At 48.4% G+C, this 15,215-nt stretch carries 16 protein-coding genes and 1 pseudogene; 7 read left to right on the forward strand and 10 right to left on the reverse strand.

The window, feature by feature from the left end; all coding sequences use genetic code 11:
- Positions 1-314 precede the first annotated feature (314 nt).
- From MHH25_RS07900 to MHH25_RS07930, 7 genes and pseudogenes are all read right to left on the reverse strand, one after another.
- Positions 315-842, reverse strand: a complete 528-nt coding sequence (locus MHH25_RS07900; RefSeq protein WP_340019684.1) for an ankyrin repeat domain-containing protein — start codon at positions 840-842, stop codon at positions 315-317.
- Positions 843-876: 34 nt separating this feature from the next.
- Positions 877-1,332, reverse strand: a complete 456-nt coding sequence (locus tag MHH25_RS07905) for an NUDIX domain-containing protein (protein ID WP_340020471.1) — start codon at positions 1,330-1,332, stop codon at positions 877-879.
- Positions 1,333-1,491: 159 nt separating this feature from the next.
- Positions 1,492-1,980: pseudogene (locus tag MHH25_RS07910) on the reverse strand (GNAT family protein); the annotation flags it as partial.
- 149 nt (positions 1,981-2,129) lie between these two features.
- Positions 2,130-2,540, reverse strand: coding sequence for a flagellar basal body rod protein FlgB (gene flgB / locus MHH25_RS07915; RefSeq protein ID WP_036610664.1), 411 nt, complete (start codon positions 2,538-2,540; stop codon positions 2,130-2,132).
- A gap of 184 nt (positions 2,541-2,724) precedes the next feature.
- A complete protein-coding gene (gene speD / locus MHH25_RS07920; protein ID WP_036610662.1) occupies positions 2,725-3,540 on the reverse strand; it encodes an adenosylmethionine decarboxylase in 816 nt (271 codons plus the stop codon).
- Positions 3,541-3,698: 158 nt separating this feature from the next.
- Positions 3,699-4,277 carry a DUF1273 domain-containing protein gene (locus MHH25_RS07925; RefSeq protein WP_340020472.1) on the reverse strand — a complete coding sequence of 193 codons (579 nt, stop codon included), beginning with the start codon at positions 4,275-4,277 and terminating at the stop codon, positions 3,699-3,701.
- Between the two features lie 70 nt (positions 4,278-4,347).
- Positions 4,348-5,496 carry an RluA family pseudouridine synthase gene (locus MHH25_RS07930; protein ID WP_340019685.1) on the reverse strand — a complete coding sequence of 383 codons (1,149 nt, stop codon included), beginning with the start codon at positions 5,494-5,496 and terminating at the stop codon, positions 4,348-4,350.
- A gap of 189 nt (positions 5,497-5,685) precedes the next feature.
- Here MHH25_RS07930 and MHH25_RS07935 point away from each other — a divergent pair, with 189 nt between their 5' ends.
- On the forward strand, positions 5,686-6,093 hold the full coding sequence (locus tag MHH25_RS07935; RefSeq protein ID WP_340019686.1) for a hypothetical protein: 408 nt from the start codon (positions 5,686-5,688) through the stop codon (positions 6,091-6,093).
- Positions 6,094-6,317: 224 nt separating this feature from the next.
- Here MHH25_RS07935 and MHH25_RS07940 read toward each other — a convergent pair whose 3' ends face one another.
- Positions 6,318-7,028, reverse strand: coding sequence for a GT-D fold domain-containing glycosyltransferase (locus MHH25_RS07940; protein ID WP_340019687.1), 711 nt, complete (start codon positions 7,026-7,028; stop codon positions 6,318-6,320).
- Positions 7,029-7,340: 312 nt separating this feature from the next.
- On the opposite strand from MHH25_RS07940, the gene MHH25_RS07945 reads away from it, so the two are divergent.
- The 6 genes from MHH25_RS07945 to MHH25_RS07970 all read left to right on the forward strand — a co-directional run bounded on the left by MHH25_RS07945 (position 7,341) and on the right by MHH25_RS07970 (position 13,411).
- A complete protein-coding gene (locus MHH25_RS07945; protein WP_340019688.1) occupies positions 7,341-8,030 on the forward strand; it encodes a glycosyltransferase in 690 nt (229 codons plus the stop codon).
- Between the two features lie 18 nt (positions 8,031-8,048).
- Complete coding sequence (locus MHH25_RS07950) at positions 8,049-9,038, forward strand: SDR family NAD(P)-dependent oxidoreductase (RefSeq protein WP_340019689.1); 990 nt, start codon at positions 8,049-8,051, stop codon at positions 9,036-9,038.
- 75 nt (positions 9,039-9,113) lie between these two features.
- Complete coding sequence (locus MHH25_RS07955; RefSeq protein WP_051449657.1) at positions 9,114-10,517, forward strand: nucleotide sugar dehydrogenase; 1,404 nt, start codon at positions 9,114-9,116, stop codon at positions 10,515-10,517.
- A complete protein-coding gene (locus tag MHH25_RS07960) occupies positions 10,504-11,250 on the forward strand; it encodes a methyltransferase domain-containing protein (RefSeq protein ID WP_036669308.1) in 747 nt (248 codons plus the stop codon). The genes MHH25_RS07955 and MHH25_RS07960 overlap by 14 nt, the downstream gene beginning before the upstream one ends.
- A 573-nt stretch (positions 11,251-11,823) precedes the next feature.
- Positions 11,824-12,954, forward strand: coding sequence for a glycosyltransferase family 2 protein (locus MHH25_RS07965; RefSeq protein ID WP_036669310.1), 1,131 nt, complete (start codon positions 11,824-11,826; stop codon positions 12,952-12,954).
- 148 nt (positions 12,955-13,102) lie between these two features.
- Positions 13,103-13,411, forward strand: a complete 309-nt coding sequence (locus MHH25_RS07970; RefSeq protein WP_340019690.1) for a hypothetical protein — start codon at positions 13,103-13,105, stop codon at positions 13,409-13,411.
- 350 nt (positions 13,412-13,761) lie between these two features.
- Here the strand turns inward: MHH25_RS07970 and MHH25_RS07975 are convergent, their stop codons facing one another.
- Both MHH25_RS07975 and MHH25_RS07980 read right to left on the reverse strand, forming a co-directional pair.
- Positions 13,762-14,286 carry a DUF5412 family protein gene (locus MHH25_RS07975; protein ID WP_340019691.1) on the reverse strand — a complete coding sequence of 175 codons (525 nt, stop codon included), beginning with the start codon at positions 14,284-14,286 and terminating at the stop codon, positions 13,762-13,764.
- A 23-nt stretch (positions 14,287-14,309) separates the two neighbouring features.
- Positions 14,310-15,203, reverse strand: a complete 894-nt coding sequence (locus MHH25_RS07980) for a helix-turn-helix domain-containing protein (RefSeq protein WP_338708083.1) — start codon at positions 15,201-15,203, stop codon at positions 14,310-14,312.
- Positions 15,204-15,215: the final 12 nt, after the last annotated feature.

Genomic DNA, 15,215 nt, shown 5'->3' on the forward strand with positions numbered 1-15,215 from the left:
AACGTAGAGGACAGAAATAACGTGAAGAAGCGGAGCTAAAAGCTTTCTGAAAGAAAGCTCCTTCGGAAGCATACACTTCGCCTTTATCGCCAGATTTTCACCTTTGTAAAAGTGAATTAAAAAATCTGGGGATAACAGCGATCGGAAGGTTGTTCTGTCATCGGAGTGGCAAGTGTAAATATTCTTAGCTCAACTTATATAGCCTCTCACCGATAGAGGTATGTAATCGGACAACAAATAACCGTCAGACCTTCTCTTTGTACTCCAAAAAGAGTCCTGACGGTTATTCGCGTATTACTCACGTTATCTAATCATTATTGCTGATGCGCTGTAACTGCTGCTCGCAGACATGAAGCTGTAGACGTGTTACCACGTTCAAGTGAAATCTCCAGTGGGGTCTGGCCTGCTGAGTTCAGCGCGTTTGGATCAGCTCCATGCTGAAGTAACATCTCGATAAGTTCGATCTGATCCGTATGAAATGCAGCGGAGTGCAACGCATATTGTCCATCGCTGTCCAGAATATTCGTGGATGCCCCATGTTCGAGTAAAAGTTGGATAACTTCTGGTGAGCGTTCTCCGGCAAGTGTGGCATGCAGTGCAGTATTGGACGGGATAAAGGAAATCTTGGAATGAGAAAGGGTGTTAACATCTGCTCCATGCTCCAGAAGAAGACGAACTACTTCTGCTTGTCCATAATGAGAGGCATATCCCAGCGAAGTTAACCCATCCTGATTTTCAGTATTGGTGAGTTCCGGGTGAGAAGCGAGCAATAATTGCAGGTTGGCCACATCTCCAGACTGTGCAGCCTGAAATAGTTGATTCATCTGTTCTGCATGATTCATAAAGGAATACCTCCATCTGATGAGATATTAGAATTTACAGGGATTCATTAAACATCTTCTTCACAGCTTCCAGCCCAGGTACCGCAAAGCAGGCGAGTGGAGAGGGCAAATCATTCAATGGGAACCAGCCGATCTCACCGATGGCTCCGCCTTCTTCCAGATTACGAGCATGGCCGCCAATCACCTTGGTTGAATAGAGAACAGATATCCAGTGTTCCTTCTGCTCTGGCTGGATCGTCTCCGCCGTGCAGAGCAGACTGTCGATGGCGATATCCAGATTCACTTCCTCCTTGATTTCACGGATAACAGCAGTTTCCAGTGATTCATAGGGGTCGACTTTCCCGCCAGGAATACTCCAGGTGTGTTGTTCGGGCTGGCGGTTCCGCCAGGCGAGAAGCACTTCGCCCCGCTCATTCAGAATGACCGCGCCTACGCCAATGCGAGGCGTAATTTCAGATTCACCTTTTGGATCTGAGCGTAACGCCGACATGGACAGCGCAGCTTGTTCATTCTCATTACGCTGCGAGAAGCCACCCGCGTCCATTTCCCCAGATTGAGGCGTGCGAGTAGACTGGAATGACAATGGAAGCTGAGACTGTACAGACCATTCTTCCGCAAGGATACTCATCGAGATCAGGTCATAATGCATGCCATCCCGCAAAACTGCAGAACGCTGGCGACCCTCTTCCCGAAATCCGGCTTTTAGGTACGCACGTCTAGCGGCTTCATTGTATTCAATGACTTCCAGCGCGATTCGGTTCAGGTTCAATTCGTGGAAGCCATACCGAAGAATCAGAGCCAGGGCGTCGCTGCCGTATCCTTTACCTCGATCATTTTCTTCGCCGATACCAATAGCCAGACGAGCAGACCGATTGTTCCATTCAATCCGGTACAGGGCAGTGAAGCCAATGAATCGATTACCCTCCAGTGTACGTAATGCAAATTCAAAACCGTTGTCTCGACGGACAGACGAGGAACCCGTTTCATCCGGCGTTAAAGGAATAGCGATATCGGTATCCATGTTGCGCAAATATTCGTAATCGTCTGTGAAGCGGGATAGACGCATGCAATCTTCCGGGCATGGAGCCGCGAGCCTCACTTTGGAACCTTGAAAACCATTTAAATGACGTGGAGCCATGTTGCACCTCTTTTGTTCGATATGAAATCAATCGTTTCTCCCCATTATACTACGAACAGGAGCGGATACCGAAAAATGGCACCAAACGAGCTACACCCAGGGGGAAAGACCATAAAAAAAAGCAGCCATCGCGGGCTGCTGTACATTCATTATTTCAAATCATTCAGTAAATTTTTCATTTTTTTGTAGTGTCCACTGACCCGATCGACCATGTAGTTATACATGAGCTGATTCTCCGAAAGATTCGCCATTTCCTTGTCAATGTCAACGTTATTGTTGTTATTATTCATGGCTGTTTCGTTGTTCTCGACAATTCGATACTGTACGATGGAAGAATTGGGATCACTGATAGGAAAGTGTTTGTCATGAGTCCGTTTCATGGCGAGCTGATCTGTTTTGCCATTTTCAACGATACGTCTAAGCTCTTCCTGAAACTCTACCGTTTTCTTTTTGTAGTTAGGCGTGTCTGCATTGGCAATGTTATTGGTGATGGCATTGTGTTGTGCAGTCAGTGCTTGTAACAGTGATTCATTACGTCTTGTCGTATTCGTTTCGATCACAGGCTCAGTCTCCTTCACTGTAGATTATACAGTTACTTCTATAATAAAAAATAAAGTTGCACACTGTCAACAAAATCAAAGAAAAAGACAAGCACATGCCGGAGGTTCCCTGAATAGAAGAACCCTGCCTTCATGATATCTTGTCTTAAACTTTGCCCTCATGCATCAGCCATTGAATAGCGTCTTAAGAGGGACGATTGATATTTTTGCCGTAATAGATCTCATCCATCTCCAGCTTCAGCCACTCGGTAATCTCCTGTTGTTCCTTCTTGCTCAGCTTATCCTTGGTATACCCGAACAGATAATTGTCGAGATCGAATTCCCTCAGTTTACATTTGGTATGAAAAATGTTCTCCTGATAGACGTTCACGTCAATCATGTCGAAGCTGCTCTTGATCTCGTCCGGAATATAATTCTGTATTGAGCCGATCTCATGGTCAATGAACAGCTTACGTCCGCTCGTATCCCGCGTAAAACCACGTACCCGGTAATCCATCGTCATAATGTCCGTATCAAATGAGTGGATCAGATAATTCAGCGCCTTGAGCGGTGAAATCTCACCGCAGGTGGATACATCGATGTCTGCACGGAAGGTACTGATGCCTTCACTGGGGTGAAACTCAGGATAGGTGTGCACAGTGATATGGCTTTTATCCAGCTGCATAACGACGTTATCTGGCAGAGGGCCGGGAGATTCATCGAGTGATTCCTCGGGGATTTCCACAATCGGGCCTTCCGAAACCAGCATCGTCACACTTGCACCTTGAGGCACGTAATCCTGCTGCGCAACATTCAGGACATGAGCCCCAATGATGTCAGAGACGTTGTTCAGAATTTTGCTCAGCCGGGCGGCGTTATACTGTTCATCAATATATTCAATGTAAGCTTCGCGTTCGTCTTTGGTTTTGGTATAACAAATATCGTACATATTAAAGCTGAGCGACTTGGTCAGGTTGTTAAATCCATGCAGTTGAATGCGCTGCTCTGGCGTAATTGTCATGGTTGCAGTTCCCCTTATCCCATACGACATATCATCGCAGTTATAATACTACTTATACCCAACCTGCCTCGAAAAAAAACATATGTACGTCATTCAAAATACGTTTACCCTCTGATGAAAGCTATGCATGAATGGACTTCAGAAGATCTACATTTTTTTCAGAATGAAGAATCGTCAAAGTCTATAACATCGTTCATGCGCTCATCCTCAGCTACAGATTGAATATCCTCTGAAGTGACACTGATGATCGTATAGTTTTCATTTTGCTGTTTCTTAATGGCTTTTTCCTTCACAAAACGGGGACTGCCTTCCCCGGCATCTTCGTCATAGACGAGCAGAAGACCGTCGCTTTTACGCAGCAACAGGTCATCCCGTGCAGTGAACTGCCACGGCCCGATATAAGGTTGATTGCTAATCGCACCGTAATAGTCCACACCCGAGAGGATGGAACGGTAATACTCCTGCTTGTCTTCTTTCCATTGCTCTTCCGGGTTCTGAAAGGCAGTGATGATCGACAGTTTCAGATGTGGATACGTCTTCTTCAGATCAATGACCACTTCGCAGGCCCACAAATCCACACCGTATTGTCCCGGCGTCAGCACCCATTCCAGACCCTCCTCGACAAGAGGAGTGAGGCGGGAGGAGATGGCCTTTTTGATAAAAGGAATACCTTCATGCTTCTGTCCGAAAATCTGTAATTCATGTGCCCGGTAACCGGTGATTAACAGGTTTTTCAGTGTCCGTTCCTCCTTTCGGGCAAGATCACTGGATCAGTGAATTTTCTATATACACACACTAAAGGTGCGGTTACTTCGCGGGTGGCGCATCTGTACGGAACGGATACAGGAATGGCTTCGGAATATCCGTCTCGAATGACATCAGTTTATCGGTTGTGGGATGAATAAACGAGAGAATACGTGCATGAAGTCCGAGACGCCCGAGGTCTCTTGTACGTGCTCCGTATTTTCTGTCACCGGCAATCGGATGTCCGAGATCTTCCATATGCACACGAATCTGATTTTTGCGACCTGTCTCCAGACGCACTTCCAGCAGGGAGAACTCACGGTTGGACTTCAGACGTTTATAGTGTGTAATGGCATGTTGTCCATCATTCGGACGCGAGCTGGAGTACATTTTCAGAGTTTTGGTTTCCTTCAGCCAGGAAGAGATGGTACCTTCTTCTTTGGCTACCGAACCTTCAACAAGGGCAACGTAGACGCGGTCCTGTACGTTTTCTTTCCAGTTGTTTTGCAGCTTTTGTTGTACCTCTTCACTTTTGGCAAACATCATGACACCCGACGTATCCCGATCCAGACGATGGACGACAAAAATCCGGTTCAGCGGATTGGTGCGGCGCACATGCTCTGTCAGTTGGCGATAAGCCGTCAGGTCATCCGTCTTGTCAGCGGCAATGGACAACAGTCCGGCTTCTTTGCGGATCACAATGATATCATCGTCTTCATGCAAAATGTTAATGCCTGTCAAGGATGGAGCAGCAACTGCACCTTCTTTTCTAATGTATACAATCTGACCTGGCGTCAGCGCTTCATTAAACTTGGTTACGACCTTCTCATCCACGGATACCTGTCCACGACCCAGTATGGACTTCACCGCGTTCCGTCCTGATTTCAGATGTTGCAGCAAGAAATTCAACAGTTCATCCGGTTCGGTTACTTTGTACTGGCGTGGTGGTTCCTGCTTGCGATAATAGGAATTGCCCGGGCGTTTAGAAGCACTGGCATTTTTGGATTTGTTGCCTCCGGCTTTCTTGGGTGCGGCCGACGATTTTGCGGCTACTGGCTTCTTATTCTCCTCCGTATTGCGTGAAGCGGAAGCACCGGATGATTTTGCTGATGAGAAATTAGACTTGCCGGAACGTGCTGTGGATGAACCAGCATATGATTTTCCATTGACCGAGGCCGATGTTTTGCCCGTTGGACGTTTGCGTTTATTCATGAATAGTAATCTCCTTCTGAACAGCCTGTACCGCTTGTGTGCATACGATCCGTTCATTTCGTTATGCAGTTCAATATACCACTAACAGTCGACAAATAAAAATAGGTTCATGGAATCTGCTATACATCCAATCCGAAGAGTTGTGAGATTCATAGGATATGGTATCCCATAGCATTGGAGGTGTTACTCATGGGCGTGTTTCTCGATATGAGAACTTCGATGAACTCGGGAACCGTAGGACAGCCCGGTTTATCTTTAGGTCCATCCCCGGAAGCATTCGGCACGATTGGTCTTCAGACCCAGGGTGTGGTGAATCCCATTATTACGTTGAACGGGACAGTGGGCGTTACGGGAGAACTGGGAGATACCTTTGTGGTGGAGCTGGTACGGGGATTCCTATATGATCCCTTCTATGTCATCTACCGTGCTGAAGGTACGGTTGGACAGAACGGCGGCGCCGAATTTCATTCGTTCACAGCGCAGGATCTGTCTGCACCACCAGCACTGGAAAGTGTGTATACTTCGTTTATCTCGGGAGTGTCCACAGCAGTAAGAACCGGGCCGGAGATGTTATACGGTATTGCAGCCACTGGCTAGTTGTGAAAGACGCAATGTGAACAGGTAGAGTGCTTAAATATCGCTTCGCCCAAGGCAGAGTTCGTTTCATACCCCAGAAACCCAGAAGTACAAGGCAATGTAGCGATAGGTTTAGACTAGCGCTCAGCATGAAACCCCCGGCTCAAGGAGTCGGGGGTTTTTGTCATACAAGCATCAATACATTTCAATGTAGTTCACTCATCTGATGGAGGTGTCCGTGTGGATCAGTTGGCACGACCCTTCAGAATGATGTTGTTGGCTTTGCCAAAGTCGATGGCGACTTTACCTGCGAGTGCAGCTGTTCGCTCAGCAAGAATGACCGCGTTGACACCGCAGGAAAAGAGAGCGACATCGAAGGTATGTTGATTATTCTGAATCCAGTGCAGCGTTTCATCCATTTGATCATAGCTGTCGAAGGGCAGGGCAGTCACAATGTTCAGATTATACGGATCACGTTCGAGCATGACACGCAGTGCCTCAATCTCACGAGTAACGAGTAACACACGCTTGACAGCAAGCATCTGCCAGAAACGCGGGTTCTGCGCCAGTTCCCGATTAACACAGGCGTGACAAGTCATCGGAGGAGAGATGCCAAAGTGTGCAAATACCATATCGGTCAGGGGTCTTTTGAGATAATCGGGAGCATTAATGGTGCTGTCACCACGAGGAAGAATGCCCACGATATCGGCACGTTGCAAGGAAGCGGCGACTTCATCCCGTAGTTTCGGGTTGGGAAGACGAAGTCCCTTTTGCCCTAGGTTGGCTTTCTTGGCCCAACGCTCCTGAAGGACCTGTTCCGTGGGCCATACGGTTTCTTGAGACATGACGATATTCTCGCCATCACCGACTCTTACAAGAGACAGCGGTCGGTGTTCCAGAAGTGCCGCTTCGAGCTGATCAAGCACACCTTCCATTTCAAGATAGATCGAATTCATTTGACGGGTTGCCTCCTTTGAAAATTGAACTGTTCTATTCTATGTTGCGACTACCGTAACGATATGTACGTTCGACCCAAAGGGCGCCATGCTTGGTTGAATATCAATCTATTTATATGAAAGTTAGTACATCTGTCGGTACCGCTTCTATCAACGTTTCATACCATATAGAGTGCTGGATTCACAAGCGAGATGTCGCTTGTAAGCGATCAGATAGATAGAAGATGGTTTTCGTAGGAAGACGGCATCAAAACTATGAAAACAGTCTGTATCCGGTAAACGGAACTTGCAGCGTTCATGAGGAGGCATGTTATGTCCAGGAAAGTTGTGATTGAGATTAACTTTAACAATTACGGGATGGACCCACAGCGATTAACGCGGGAATGGCTGGAGCGTCGGATGGGCATCTTCCGCACGTTCACATTGCATTGCCTGAAGGCGCAGACGAATCAGGATTTCCTCACAGTGGTGAAGTTGTCCAAGGAATCCGGGGAATTAATGCAGGAGATTCTGGCGGGTCAGGAGCCGCTTCCCTCCAATATTCGTTTTGGAACCAATATGGAGAGTGTGCGTGCCATTTTGGAGTTTGCCAAAGGTGCGGAGCAACTCTATATTGCCCGTCTGGATTCGGATGATCTATACCATGAAACCTTTGTTCAACAGCTCTACGATATTCAACCACAGCAGCAGACGATGGCATTGATTAACCAGAACGGATATCTGTGGGACAGTGTGAATAACGAGATGGCCCCAGCGTTTCACCGTTCTCCACAGTTCTATGTCTACTTATATAAGACAGCCGAATACGCAGCAGGATACCGGGTCAAGCTCCCGGGCAGAGGTACACATGGCAATGTCATTGAACTGCCGCACGAGCTGCTTGCTCCGCGCAATTATGTCAACATCGTGCATTCGAGCAATACTTCAACCAAAAAGGTACCGCCCAAAGACCGGTTAAGCCGGGATGAGATGGCACAGGTACTACGCGAATTCATGATCTGATCAGGGAGGGATTCATCCATGATTCAAGGACAAACGATTCTGATCACTGGAGGAACGGGCTCCTGGGGTCAAAAGCTGACTGAGGTACTGCTGAAGCAGGACCCGGCTGAGATTCGCCTTCTGTCACGTAATGAATACGCCCAGATTGCGATGCAGCGAGAGTTCAACCATGATCCGCGTCTGCGATTCATCATTGGGGATATCCGCGATTATCGGGCAGTGGAAGATGCATGCAGAGGTGTGGATGTGCTCTTCCATCTGGCTGCGCTGAAGCATGTTCCGGTCTGCGAAGACCAGCCAGATGAAGCGTTCAAGACCAATGTAATCGGGACGCAGAATATTATTCGGGCTGCGATACGTATGCAGGTTGCCAAAGTCATCGATGTGTCCACCGATAAGGCAGTAGATCCGATTAACGTATACGGCATGACAAAGGCTTTGGGTGAAAAAATGATGATCCGTGCCAACTGGCTAAGTGAAGGTACCCGGTTTGTCTGCATCCGCGGGGGCAATGTGCTTGGAACCAGCGGCAGTGTTGTGCCTTTGTTCCGGCGTCAGATCGATGAAGGCAAAAGCCCGACCATTACGGACAAAGGCATGACCCGTTTTTTCCTGACGCGTACCGAAGCTATACATTTACTGCTTAAGGCGGCTGAGGCGGCCGTGGGCGGAGAGACTTTTGTGATGAAAATGAAAGCTTGCAAGATGACGGAACTTGCATCCGTCATGTTGGAACAGGCAGGTCGTCCATCCTTCGATTATAAGGTGACGGGAATACGTCCAGGCGAGAAATTGCATGAAGTGTTGATCTCGCCCTTTGAAGCGCCGCGTACGTACCAATACGATGCACAGTATTATGTCATCCTGCCGGAGCACAAGGACAAGAGCCTGACGGATCAGTACAGCAGTCTGCCACGTGTGAACTTCTCCGAGTATCGCTCGGACAGTGCCATGATGAACAAACCAGCGATTGCCCGGTTTTTGCGTGCAGGTGGCTATATCGATTAGGGTGTGTCTCAAAACTCGTTCGGAGTTTTCAGACACACCCACCGAGGGGAGGCGGAGCGTTTGGAGGTGGAAGGAATGGAAGAAAATCATCAACACAACCAGCACGAAGGTAATGAAGAGTTACAGCAACGTACCCTAATACAACATATTAATGACCGCTCCCTAAAAGCTGTTGTCATTGGTCTCGGTTATGTTGGTTTACCCATGGCTGTAGAGATGGCACAGGCAGGTTATCAAGTCCACGGGATTGACATCGATACTTCCAAGGTAGCCAAGCTGAACGCCGGGAATTCGTATGTCATAGGTATAGAAGATGATGTTGTGCAGTCGCTTATGCAGGCTGGATTATTCACGGCAAGCACCGATTATGCAGCGGTGGCACAGGCCAATGTCATTGTAATCTGTGTGCCCACTCCGCTGACTGCCGAGCATCAACCGGATATCTCGTATATTTCGGCGGCGGTGGATGGCATGAGTCCTTATTTGCAGGAGGGCAGCCTGGTTATATTGGAAAGCACGACCTATCCGGGCACAACGGAGGAACGTGTGAAACAACCGATTGAAGCGGCAAACGGCTGGCGAGCTGGAGAACAGTTCTACGTCTGTTATTCTCCAGAGCGGGTAGATCCGGGCAGTGTGCATTATGGTGTGAAAAATACCCCGAAGATTATTGGTGGCTCCACACCCGCTTGTCTGAATTATGGTAAACAGTTCTACGGCTCGTTCCTCAACGAAGTTGTTCCGGTTAGTTCAACAACGGTAGCGGAGACGGCAAAGCTGTTCGAAAATACATTTCGCAGTGTCAACATTGCACTCGTGAATGAGCTGACTCCGGCCTGTGAACAGATGGGTGTAAACATCTGGGAGGTGCTGAATGCGGCGGCGACCAAGCCGTTTGGTTATATGCCATTCTATCCCGGTCCCGGCATCGGCGGGCACTGTATCCCAATCGATCCGATCTATCTGTCCTGGGCTGCGAACCGTCAGGGATCGGAGCTGCAGTTCATCCAGCTGGCGGATGCAACCAATCGGCAAATGCCAGAGAGAGTAGTGAAGCGTGCCTCGGAGCTGCTGGAACAGAATGGTGTAACTGTGCGAGGAGCACGTGTTGTACTGGCGGGTATGGCTTATAAAAAAGACATTGACGACTTGCGTGAATCGCCAGCGCTGGACGTTTATCGGCTGCTGAGCGCAGCGGGTGCAGAAGTGGTTTTTACAGATCCAATGGTGCCTGTCTTCCGCAAGGATGACGGTACAGTGCTTCAATCCCGGCCGGCTACGCCGGAATTGTGGACAGGAGCTGATCTGGTGATCATCACCACGGATCATTCGGGATTCGATTATCAGGAAATGGCAGATCATGCAAAGCTGATTTTTGATACACGCAATGCAACGGCCGGATGCCTCGGGGGAAATATTGTGGTGCTGGGTCAGCCGGTTCATCGGGTGAAAACGGGAGAAACCTATGGCCAATCATGATCGAGTGAGTGAACGCTATTACGGCGAGATCAATTCGGAGGATTCTCATGAAGCGACAAGAACGCGTATCCACTGGATGTGTCGTGAGGCGACTGGCAAACGCATCCTGGATGTCGGGTGCAGTCAGGGCATTACGTCCATTCTGCTGGCACGTGAAGGATTTCGTGTAACAGGGATTGATCTGGAAGAAGAAAGTGTTCGATATGCGCAAGCTGAGCTTGCCAAAGAGTCTAGGCCAGTTAGGAACAATGTGGATTTTCGAATGCTGGATATTACGCAATGGAAAGTAAGGACTGCCTTTGATACTGTGCTGCTTGGAGAAGTGCTGGAGCATTTTGCTCATCCGGAGACGTTGTTGATCCAGATTTATCGGCTGTTGCAAGGTGATGGGACGTTGGTTGTGACTGTGCCGTATGGGTATCACCCGTTCTATGACCACAAGCAGACCTTCTATGCGGGAAGCCTGGCGATGTGCCTAATACCGTATTTCGAAGTCTTGAAACTGGAAGTTCATCATAAATATCTATGTTGCGTGGCCCGCAAACGGCCGAGTACACAACTGCATATGTCGCCGACTTTGGACCAACTGATGGAGTGGATGGAACTGGATCATGTCCATTTTGCCGAGGTGGAACATCAGCACCTCCGCGTAATGAAGCAGCGCAAGAAGGCACTGGACAGTGCGGTGGAGCAGGTGAAACGCCTTCGCCGTCAGGAGAGTGGGGAAGGGTAGCGACAGCGGCAAGGGCAGGGGTATTCTAACGAATCTCACACGTCTTATTTTGATGAATTAGACGAGATGAGAAATGTAACGAATCTCAGCGGCGCTATTTCATCTGAAAGCTGCGATAAACGACGAATGGATGCCTATAATGCGAGAATAGCGGGTCTCAGATTCGTTACATTTACCAGGTGGCTGAAATACACCAAATAGCGTCACCTCAGTTCGTTAGCCACAGTGAAGATGAAATGAATTCCGTGATCAATACCAATACCAAATAAATTGGATTAAACATTTACACGAAACGGAGAAGACAAAAAGAATATCAAGAAGCTGAGCTAAAAGCGTTCTGAATGAAAGATGCACCGGAAGCATATGCTTCGCCTTTATCCCCGGATTTACCCTTTATAAAAGGAATCAAAAAAATGGGACTAACAACGATCGGAAAGTTTCTGTCATCGGAGTGTCCAGTGCAAATCTCTTTTAGTTCAACTTATGATAGTACTTTGTTCGGAGTATTTAACCAACAAAAGCAAATCGTTATGACATTTCGTAATACGCGTACGACAGGAAGGGGCTCAAAACGTGATCACCATCAGTCTGTGCATGATTGTGAAGAACGAGGAACGCACGCTGGCGCGCTGTCTGGACTCGGTTGCCGGCATCGCGGACGAGATCGTCATTGTGGATACCGGTTCATCGGATCGCACGATGGACATCGCTGCGCAGTATACCGACCATGTCTACACGTATGAATGGAAGGAAGACTTTGCCGCAGCGCGGAATGAGTCATTCGCCAAGGCCACGCAGGAGTATATCCTATGGCTGGATGCGGATGATGTGTTGCTGCCCGCGGAACGGGCGAAGCTGGAGGTGTTGAAGCAGCAGCTTCCGTCAGGGGGGAAGACGGAAGCTGTGATCTTGAACTACACGCTGGCCGAGGGAGCGGAGGGGAGTCCACTTGTGACGGACCGACGCCTTCGCCTGGTCAAGCGGGATGCCGGGTGCCGCTGGCATGGCCGGCTGCACGAGCAGCTTAGCTTTCCGCGGGGCGAGGTCATTACGGCAGATATTGCCGTCACGCATCGCCGCGAAGCGGGACATCATTCGGCGCGAAACGTGCGCATTCTGCGCAAATGGATCGTCGAAGAGGGCGTAGCCCAAGGTCGCCTGCTGTTCTATTATGCAGGCGAGTGTTATGACCGCCAGCGTTATGCGGCGGCGGCACGCGGATACACGAAGCTTCTGGAGCAGCCAAGCGGTTACCGCGAGGATCGCCTGATTGCCTGCGCGCGGCTGGCGGAATGTTATGAACGACTGGGTGAGCCGGGCCGTAAGCTCGGAGCATTGCTGCAGTCGTTCCAGTATGATCTGCCACATGCCGATTTCTGCTGCGCTATTGCGGCCTGTTTCCATGAACGGCAGGAACCCGTCTCGGCGATCTACTGGTATATGCAGGCGGTGGACGTGAGCAGCCGCGATCCGGGTCTGCGCCCGGTGCCTAGGGCTTGCCGTACATGGCTGCCACATGCTCGTTTATCCCTTTGTTATGCCCATCTGGGCAACTGGGAGCAGGCACTCATGCATAACACCAAAGCCCGTGAGTACTTGCCCAACGATCCCGGGTTGCTTGCCAATCGGCAGAAGCTCGAAGTGGTGGTACGCAAGGAGATGAAGGAGCGGGAAGAACGTGGTGAAGTGTCACCGCGTAAGTAGGGAGACGAACTGGGACAGATGAGGACAGAAGGGTTTGAAGCGGGAGTAGAGATAGAGAAAATAGATGGAAGTAGAAGTGAAATAACAACAAAAACTAATCCGTTGCTGGTAGAATGCGATAGGGCGGATCAGTGAAAATAAGGGTTGAGTGGAAATAGAGTGTAAGGCACAATTGCGAGCAGAAGCAGAAGCAGAAGCAGAAGCAGAAGCAGAAGCAGAAGCAGAAGCAGAAGCAGAAGCAGAAGCAGAAGCAGAAGCAGAAGCAGAAGCAGAAGCAGAAGCAGAAGCAGAAGCAGAAGCAGAAGCAGAAGCAGAAGCAGAAGCAGAAGCAGAAGCAGAAGCAGAAGCAGAAGCAGAAGCAGAAGCAGAAGCAGAAGCAGAAGCAGAAGCAGAAGCAGAAGCAGAAGCAGAAGCAGAAGCAGAAGCAGAAGCAGAAGCAGAAGCAGAAGAGGATTAAGAGGTAGAATAGATATGATAGATAAATTATGATGCTGCCATATGTTTAAAGTCCGATAGCTACGAAGTTGTTAGTGAACAAGCATATTAGATCACACTAAAGTATAAGTAAATAAACGATAAAATGCAGAACAAGAGCAGCCCCGCTCAACCGAAAGAGTCGGTGAGAGGGGCTTTTGATGCTTCTCGTGCCGCGTGTATCTCCTGCCATGGTGTAATGAAAGTAGCATTTGGTGAAATTTTCACAAGGCATACAGAGCATTGGGACTTTTGACATGCGGTGCAGTGAGGATTACTCATCAAGATGAGCCGTCGAGTGTTCAAGGCCATCATATTAGCTGTTAAGTTATTTTACTTTTCGGGTGCTAGGCATCGCACATACTGGTCTTTCATTCGTAAGCTTTTACATGCCCAGCCCCATCCATCATATATTTCGTCATCGATGTTGAGGGTCATGGTCTCATCCGTATATTCATTCCAGTTTTCAATCCGGAGTATGTTTTCACTTTCCCATTCGAGATGGTTATTTCCGTGGTGCTTGGCACGATAGATCGTTTTTACCGTGGCGTCCTCAGGTGCATTTGTCTTCTTAACATCGACCCAGATTGTAACGCCGCCTGCCGCACCACCGTAAGGTATACCGTAAATTTCGGCAGTATAGTCACCATTACGTGAAGGCATGGAATAGCTTAATTCTCCTTTCTCAGAACGGTCAAACGTGGAGAAGTAAGGACGGAGCCAGAAATACAGGAATACAGCGGCAAACAGTACAAGAATCAACAATGTAAATGTAGTGAGAATAGGGTGTCTACGTATCCAAGGTTTGCGAGGATTTGTATGGGATGAACTTGAATTAGCTTGAGTATTTGAGTCCATAAGGTTGAACCTCCATATGCAGCTTACAGTGAAATTTGCTTTGCAGGAATATAAATGTCCAACTCTCCGTAGTGGTCCTGAGCCAGACTGCCGTCAATTCTTTCAAAATAGTAGGGATCACTCTTCTCGTACCCCGAATGGCTCTGCCAATATTCATCGATAAATGTCCAGACACTGTCCAGATGATCAATATTGATGAGACTTGGATGGAAATCACAGACAAATTTGAATACGGCATACTGGTTGGCTGGTACCTCAATTCCGTCCAGTTCTTCAGGGATATGATCCAGACTGGTGACCTCTACAGACGGCTGATATGTACTGTAATCCTCGTTAATTTCATTGGTAAATCCGATATATACGTTGGGTTGCAACACGTTAGGAATCGAATGAAAGTGTTTTTCAAAAAAGTCGTTGCCTGCTGAATTGGCTTCATAGTGCTCTTCGTTATCTGCATACCGAATGTGGGACCGTTGCCCAATGAGTTTCATGGCCGGTTTTCGTACATACGTTGGTTTGAAAATATATCCATATGGAAGCGTTGTGATCATGGACGAAGTCATGCGGGCTGTAAATTCAAGGTCTCCAGCTCCCTGTTTGCGATACTGCAGGGGTGTAATGCCGAAGGCTTGTTTGAAAGCACGTATGTAGGATTGTTCATGTTCAAAAGCGTAATGTCCGCTGATATCGATAATCTTCCAGTTCAGATTCACCAATTGCTCCAGGCTGCGTGCCAATTTGCGTGAACGAATGTATTCTCCAGGCAATTGTCCGCTGACATGTTTGAACATGCGATGCAGGTGGAATTTGGATATATGAGTCACAGATGCCAGATGATCCAGCGTTAATTTGTCTTGAATATGGTCTTCTATGTAGTCGAATAGCTTATCCAGTGTGTCTAGCAGATCGTGTTGCATATCAATCTCCCT

Origin of the sequence: Paenibacillus sp. FSL H3-0457 (assembly GCF_037981725.1) — a bacterium.
Lineage (GTDB): Bacteria > Bacillota > Bacilli > Paenibacillales > Paenibacillaceae > Paenibacillus > Paenibacillus amylolyticus.

What these genes read in the sequence shown, in the direction of transcription:
- speD (WP_036610662.1), bottom strand. Translation starts at nt 3,540, where the DNA reads ATGACAATTACGCCAGAGCAGCGCATTCAACTGCATGGATTTAACAAC.
- MHH25_RS07940 (WP_340019687.1), bottom strand. Translation starts at nt 7,028, where the DNA reads ATGAATTCGATCTATCTTGAAATGGAAGGTGTGCTTGATCAGCTCGAA.
- MHH25_RS07975 (WP_340019691.1), bottom strand. Translation starts at nt 14,286, where the DNA reads ATGGACTCAAATACTCAAGCTAATTCAAGTTCATCCCATACAAATCCT.
- MHH25_RS07935 (WP_340019686.1), top strand. Translation starts at nt 5,686, where the DNA reads ATGGGCGTGTTTCTCGATATGAGAACTTCGATGAACTCGGGAACCGTA.
- MHH25_RS07960 (WP_036669308.1), top strand. Translation starts at nt 10,504, where the DNA reads ATGGCCAATCATGATCGAGTGAGTGAACGCTATTACGGCGAGATCAAT.
- MHH25_RS07905 (WP_340020471.1), bottom strand. Translation starts at nt 1,332, where the DNA reads ATGTCGGCGTTACGCTCAGATCCAAAAGGTGAATCTGAAATTACGCCT.
- MHH25_RS07950 (WP_340019689.1), top strand. Translation starts at nt 8,049, where the DNA reads ATGATTCAAGGACAAACGATTCTGATCACTGGAGGAACGGGCTCCTGG.
- MHH25_RS07900 (WP_340019684.1), bottom strand. Translation starts at nt 842, where the DNA reads ATGAATCATGCAGAACAGATGAATCAACTATTTCAGGCTGCACAGTCT.
- MHH25_RS07945 (WP_340019688.1), top strand. Translation starts at nt 7,341, where the DNA reads ATGTCCAGGAAAGTTGTGATTGAGATTAACTTTAACAATTACGGGATG.
- MHH25_RS07930 (WP_340019685.1), bottom strand. Translation starts at nt 5,496, where the DNA reads ATGAATAAACGCAAACGTCCAACGGGCAAAACATCGGCCTCGGTCAAT.
- MHH25_RS07980 (WP_338708083.1), bottom strand. Translation starts at nt 15,203, where the DNA reads ATGCAACACGATCTGCTAGACACACTGGATAAGCTATTCGACTACATA.
- MHH25_RS07955 (WP_051449657.1), top strand. Translation starts at nt 9,114, where the DNA reads ATGGAAGAAAATCATCAACACAACCAGCACGAAGGTAATGAAGAGTTA.